The 6809-nt window shown below is 62.9% G+C and carries 1 protein-coding gene and 2 rRNA genes (1 of these 3 only partly in view); all 3 read right to left on the reverse strand.

Annotation, left to right across the window (positions count from 1 at the left end; translation table 11 throughout):
• Nucleotides 1–81: 81 nt before the first annotated feature.
• On the reverse strand, nt 82–2925 hold the full coding sequence (locus QEG98_RS25060; protein ID WP_316563101.1) for a serine/threonine protein kinase: 2844 nt from the start codon (nt 2923–2925) through the stop codon (nt 82–84).
• 1240 nt (nt 2926–4165) lie between these two features.
• A 5S ribosomal RNA gene (rrf, locus tag QEG98_RS25065) occupies nt 4166–4282 on the reverse strand.
• A 161-nt stretch (nt 4283–4443) separates the two neighbouring features.
• Nucleotides 4444–6809, reverse strand: a 23S ribosomal RNA gene (locus tag QEG98_RS25070) (it continues 596 nt past the right edge of the window).

Consider the following 6809-nt stretch of genomic DNA (forward strand, 5'->3'; position numbering starts at 1 on the left):
ATTGCTCGCGGGCGAGGCGTCATAACGCGCCCATGCCCCACTTCGGTCAACAATCGAAGGGGGCATCGGATGCCCGCCTTCTCACTCGATGGGAACATTGACCAGCTTGGCTACATTGTCTTCCGTGATGTCGACCACCACGGGCTTGGTCGTCTTACCGTTGAGCTTGAACGAAATCTTCCGCTTGCCCACCGGTAGCATCAACGGACTGCCAAGTGTCACCGGTGTCTGGCGATTCGTCTTCTTCCCATCGACGTAGATGTCCGCGCCCGCCGGCTTTGTGCTGCAGGCGAACTTGCCCATCACCTTGGGGGCCCTCGGCGGCTTGGGGGCAGGTGGAGGCTTGGGCGCAGCCTGGGGCGGCGGCCGCACGTTGGCCACGGTGGGCTCGGGCTGCGGCTCCTTCGTCATCTCGAACGCGACCGTGACCTGCTGGCTGCTGCCGTCGGCCTTGAACTCACCGGAGTACGGCTTGTAGCCCGCGAGCTTCGCGGTGAACGCGTAGGTCTTCCCCACCTCCAGGTTCGCCATGCGCGCGTCTGGAATCCGCCCCAGGCGCTCGCCATTCACGGCGATCTCCGCGCCGTCATCCCCCTTGAAGACAGCTGCGACCTGGACGGGCGCGGGAGCCGGGTCCGTGGCGGGAGGCGGCGTCTGCCCATTGTCGACAGGCGCGTTCTCAGGTGCCTCGTCGCCGCCCGGAGCCTCCGCGGGAGCGGCGGGCTCGGTGGTCCCCGCGGCAATGACGACGCCCGGGTTCGGCGGCGGTGCCACCGGCGGCTTGTTCTCGGGCGGCGGGGCCGCCTGCGGATCAGCTTCCAGCGGAAGCGAAACGACGATTCTGCTTCCGGCCACGACATCCACCGTCTTGGCCGCGCTCTGCTGACCCGGAGCGCTCGCGGTGACCCGGTACTGCCCTGCCGGGAGTGCCAGCAGCGTGTTGAGCTGGACCTCCTGGCCATTCAGCTGGATGCGCGCGGAAGGGTTGGACGGGGACACCATGAAGGTGACCTCGCCCGTGGACGGCCGGGTGGCCATCACCACGCCGACGACGAGCAACAGCACGATGGCCGCGGCGGCGGCGAACAGCACCGGCTTCGGCAGCGTCTTGAGGTTGAGCGCGGGCTTCCCCTTGGAGGGGACCTTCGTCTTCGCCTTCGCCTTCGCGGGCGCAGCGGCCTTCGCGGGCGCAGCGGCCTTCGCGGGAGGAGGCGCCTCCTCCGGGGGGAGGGGAACCGAGCCCGTCACCTCTTCCTCGGGCTCGTTCAGGTCATCGTGCGGGTAACCCTCGTCACCGTAGTCGTCCTGGGCGTCGTAGCCGGCGCCGCTGTCTTCCTCGGGCGGCTGCTCGTAGTCAGACGGATCCTCCTCGGGCTCGGGAGCGCGCTTTCCGCCCCGGCCGCGGCCCGCCACGGGTGCTGGCCTGCTGCCCGTCTCTTCGTCCAACGAGGGAGACGAGCCGCGCGAGCGCGTCGGCGGCGCGGACGGCGCGGGGCCGATCATCGTGGCGCCGGAGTAGGCCTCGCCTTCTTCGTTGCTGATGACGACTTGCGCCTTGGGGCCACTCTTGCCCTTGCGCGAGGACGTATCGGGCGCGGGGGCGCGCAAGGAGTTGTAGGAACCGGACGTCCCATGGTCCTGGATGGGGTTCTCCGTCCGGCCCGTGATGCTGTCGTCCACTACGACGCTGCTGTCGGCTACGCGGGTTTCGGGAGACATGAACGCATGCGAGGAGTCGACAATCTGCGTCTTGTCGCCCGCGCCGACGCCCATATCCTCGAGCTCCTCGGCAGTGGGAGGCGGGATGTAGTCCTGGACAGGCTGCGCCGGCGAGGTGGACGCACGGCCCGCGGGCGTTCCCGTCACCACCACGGCAGGAGGGGGCGCACGCCGCGCCGCCTGCCGGTTGAACCCGGGAGCCACCGTGATGCCCGAGGCTTCGATCTGGTCGGGGCGCTCGATACCGGCATAGCGCTCCATCTTCTCCGCCTCGCGGAGCATGTCCTCGGCGAACGCCTCCTTCATGTAACTGGAGAGGTGCTTGGCCGAGTAGATGGCGTCACCGGCCAGGAGGAACCGCATCAGGTCCTCGGCCATGTCGGACGCCCACTGGTAGCGGTCCTCGGGTTCGCGAGTGAGCGCCTTGAGGACCACCTTCTCCAGGCCCTGCGGGATGCTCGGGTTGAACTCGCTGGGGAGCGGAACCTCCGCGTTGCGCACCTTCTCCAGGGTGGAGAAGTCCGACTCGCCGACGAAGAGCTTCTCGCCCGTGAGCATCTCGTACAGCAGCACGCCCACGGCGAAGATGTCGCTGCGCCGGTCGATGGGCATCCCCCGGACCTGCTCCGGGCTCATGTACCCGAACTTGCCCTTGAGAATGCCCGCCTGCGTCTTCTGCGAACGGTTCGCCGCCTTGGCGATACCGAAGTCGATGACCTTGACCTCACCCTCATAGGAAATGAGGATGTTCTGGGGCGACACGTCGCGGTGGATGATGTGGAGGTCCTGCCCGCGGGCGTCCTTCTTCCGGTGCGCGTAGTCCAGGCCGTCGCAGATCTTGGAGGCGATGAACACCGCTTGGGCGGTGGGCATGATCTCCTTGCGACGCCGGTAGCGCTCCAACATGGTCCGGACGTCGCGTCCGGCGACGTACTCCATGGCGATGAAGTAGGTGTCGTCGTACTTCCCGAGTTCGTTGATGTGCACGACGTTGGCGTGGTTCAGCTGAACGCTGATCCGCGCCTCGTCGATGAACATCGTGATGAACTCTTCGTCCTCCGCCATCGTGGGGAGGATCTTCTTGATGGCCAGGATGCGCTCGAAGCCCTCGACGCCGAAGGCCTTCGCGATGAACACCTCCGCCATGCCGCCGACGTTGATGCGCTCGAGGAGCAGGTACTTCCCAAAGAGGGTCGGCTTCTTCATCTCGTGGAGCGGCCCGGCACCGGGAGGCGCGCACCGCGACAGGCGGTGCGCAGACCGGGCGGAAACCTGGACTCTAGTCGCAGCGCGGACGGCGAGTCAAACATGCACAGCAGCCTGAAACCCCAACGAATCCGGTAGCTTGAGCCCTCCGAGCACCATCCGGACCTCGCCACGGGAATGTCATGTTCCACGACGCGTGGCGGCAGGCGCGCAGAGGGGGGCCCAGAGGTCTGTTGGAGCGCGGTCGCAGGTAGGCGCATGTCGCCCGTATTAGCAGGTCGGAGCGCCCCCTGCCTGGGGCACCCAAGCGGAATGCTCCATGATCCGGCGCCAACGGGACCGGGCGAACCTGCCACCTGGCGTCGCCGAACTCGAAGCGCTACCGGTTGAGTTTTCACCGGGCCCACGAGGCGCCCCCACTTCCCGCGCGCGGCCAGCCCGGCCCCCGCTAGCGCATTTGCCACGGAGGACTCCGGAACCAGAGCCAAGGCCAAGGAGTACACACGCGCCTCGCATTCCAAGCCCCCCCAACGCAGGGGCGACGAATGGAGGACCGTCGACACTTCAGCGCCCCAAACGCCCTCCCGAGAAGCGCCGCACCTTCCTGAGCAGCCCTCGGCATTGGGCAGAGAGAGGGTGTGGCTGAGACTCACCAGGCGACCCCGGGCGCTACACGCCCTGGACCGAAGGGGGCACGGCTCCTTCAATGGCGGCGGCCCCCAATGCAAACCAGCGGGGGTGCAAGCCAGAGCGTCTGCCCGCTAGCGAAACTGCCGCGAATGTCGCCAAGCATCCGCGCGCACCAGTACGCCCTCCCCTGGCCTTGGAGCTCGCAGGCGCGATGGCCGGTGTGCTCCGAGGATGCACAAGACGCTTGCTCACCGCCCGAAGTTTGGGGCTCGCGCTGCACGAACAGCATCGATTGATCATGGCCGCGGTGCATGGCATGCGGCTGCGCGACTTCCTGCTGTGGGACGGATTGGCGCGGTGCCTCAGTGCCCCGGTGGTGGTGGCGCTGGGATACGCCTTCTCGCACAGCGTGGACGCGGCGGCGAAAGGGGCGGCGCGAGCCGAGCACCTGCTGGTGCTGGCCACCACGGCGGCCCTGCTGGCGGTGGGGGCGTGCGCCGGCTGCGCATGCGGCGCCTGGCCCAGCGCCCGCGGTGATGCGCGGAAACCCCACACGCCCAAAACGGAAAACCCCGGTGTCCACGAGGGACACCGGGGGTTTCTCAAAAGAATCCGGCAGCGACCTACTCTCCCGCGCGGTTTCCCGCGAAGTACCATCGGCTCTGGAGGGCTTAACTTCCGTGTTCGGGATGGGAACGGGTGGGACCCCTCCGACATAGCCACCGGAAAACAAGCGACAGTGCATACAAAGGGTAAGTTTCAATTCATTGCTGAGCGAAGTCTCGCTGTGCGCAGTGTGAGTCTTCCAGGCGAGTGCCAAAAGCACTCGAGCCTCGGCCTTGGCCCCGAGTCCCTTACTCCCCTTGAGGGGGCATGCAAGAGAATGGGGAAAGTAAGCCTCACGACCAATTAGTACCGGTTAGCTGAACGTGTTACCACGCTTACACACCCGGCCTATCAACGTCGTAGTCTTCGACGGGTCTTCAGGGGCTTGCGCCCGGGATACCTGGTCTTGAGGTCGGTTTCCCGCTTAGATGCTTTCAGCGGTTATCCAATCGGCACATGGCTACCCAGCGATGCCTCTGGCGAGACAACTGGTACACCAGCGGTGCCTCCAACCCGGTCCTCTCGTACTAAGGTCAGAGCCTCTCAAGTATCCTACGCCCACAGCAGATAGGGACCAAACTGTCTCACGACGTTTTGAACCCAGCTCGCGTACCGCTTTAATTGGCGAACAGCCAAACCCTTGGGACCTGCTCCAGCCCCAGGATGCGATGAGCCGACATCGAGGTGCCAAACCTCCCCGTCGATGTGAACTCTTGGGGGAGATAAGCCTGTTATCCCCGGAGTACCTTTTATCCGTTGAGCGATGGCCCTTCCATTCAGGACCACCGGATCACTATGACCTGCTTTCGCACCTGCTCGACGTGTCCGTCTCGCAGTCAAGCTCCCTTATGCCATTGCACTCGACGCCCGGTTTCCAATCGGGCTGAGGGAACCATCGCGCGCCTCCGTTACTTTTTGGGAGGCGACCGCCCCAGTCAAACTACCCACCAGACAGTGTCCCAATCCCGGCTGACGGGACATGGTTAGACACCAGAAATCAACAGGGTGGTATTTCACCGTTGCCTCCACCGAACCTAGCGGCCCGGCTTCAAAGGCTCCCACCTATCCTACACAGTCAATCCCTAGTGTCACTGTCAAGTTATAGTAAAGGTTCACGGGGTCTTTCCGTCTTGCTGCGGGTAAACTGCATCGGCACAGCTATTTCAATTTCGCTGAGTCCCTCTCCGAGACAGCGCGGAAGTCGTTACTCCATTCGTGCAGGTCGGAACTTACCCGACAAGGAATTTCGCTACCTTAGGACCGTTATAGTTACGGCCGCCGTTTACTGGGGCTTCGGATCATCGCTTCACCTTGCGGCTGACGAATCCCCTTAACCTTCCAGCACCGGGCAGGAGTCAGACCCTATACGTCGGCTTGTCGCCTTCGCAGAGTCCTGTGTTTTTGGTAAACAGTCGCTACCGCCATTTCTCTGCAACCTCTCTCAGCTCCGGCTGTACGCCTTCACCTACCAGAGGCCCACCTTCTTCCGAAGTTACGGTGGAAATTTGCCTAGTTCCTTGGAGGAGAGTTCTCTCAAGCGCCTTAGGATTTTCTCCTCGCCCACCTGTGTCGGTTTACGGTACGGACACCCTGTAAGCTCCCTACGGGACTTTTCTTGGAAGCAGAGCATCAGCGACTTACCCCTTACGGGGCGCCATCGAGTCTCGGGGATAGCTGCCGCGCCTTTATTCGTACGCGACACCCCTACGCCTTTAGACTGACACAACCACCGGTCAGCTCGCCTAGCTTTCTCCGTCCTCCCTTAGTTCAACGCTCACAAGATGGTGCAGGAATATTAACCCGCTTTCCATCACCTACGCCTTTCGGCCTCGGCTTAGGTTCCGACTAACCCTGGGAAGATTAACTTGACCCAGGAAACCTTGGGCTTACGGCGAGGGGGTTTCTCACCCCTTTAACGCTACTCATTTCGGCATCAGCACTCCCAGCCGCTCCAGCCGCCTTTTCAGTCGACCTTCGCTGCAACTGGGACGCTCCCCTACCGCCACACGCTTTACGTGTGACCCGAAGCTTCGGCACTAGTCTTGAGCCCCGTTACATTTTCGGCGCGGCCTGTCTTGACCAGTGAGCTATTACGCTTTCTTTAAAGGATGGCTGCTTCTAAGCCAACCTCCTGGTTGTCAATGACCTGCCACATCCTTTCTAGTGTTCACTTAGACTAGATTTGGGGGCCTTAGCTGTCGGTCTGGGTTATTCCCCTCTTGCCAATGGACGTTATCACCCACTGACTGCGTCCCGGGATAACAATTGCCGGCATTCGGAGTTTGGTACGGTTTGGTAATCTGGTGAGACCCCTAGCCGTTCCAGTGCTCTACCTCCGGCATTGAATTGCCCGAGCCGATACCTAAATATCTTTCGGGGAGAACCAGCTATCACGGAGTTTGATTGGCCTTTCACCCCTACACACAGCTCATCTCAGAAATTTTCAACTTTCACGAGTTCGGTCCTCCATGCGGTGTTACCCGCACTTCAACCTGGCCATGTGTAGATCACCCCGCTTCGGGTTATAATACACGCAACTATACGCCCTATTCGGACTCGCTTTCGCTCCGGCTCCACCTAACGGCTTAGCCTCGCTACGTATATTAAGTCGCCGAATCATGATGCAAAAGGTACGCTCTCGCACTGGG

It is taken from the genome of Myxococcus sp. MxC21-1 (assembly GCF_032612255.1).
Lineage (GTDB): Bacteria > Myxococcota > Myxococcia > Myxococcales > Myxococcaceae > Myxococcus > Myxococcus virescens.

What these genes read in the sequence shown, in the direction of transcription:
- QEG98_RS25060 (WP_316563101.1), bottom strand. Translation starts at nt 2,925, where the DNA reads ATGAAGAAGCCGACCCTCTTTGGGAAGTACCTGCTCCTCGAGCGCATC.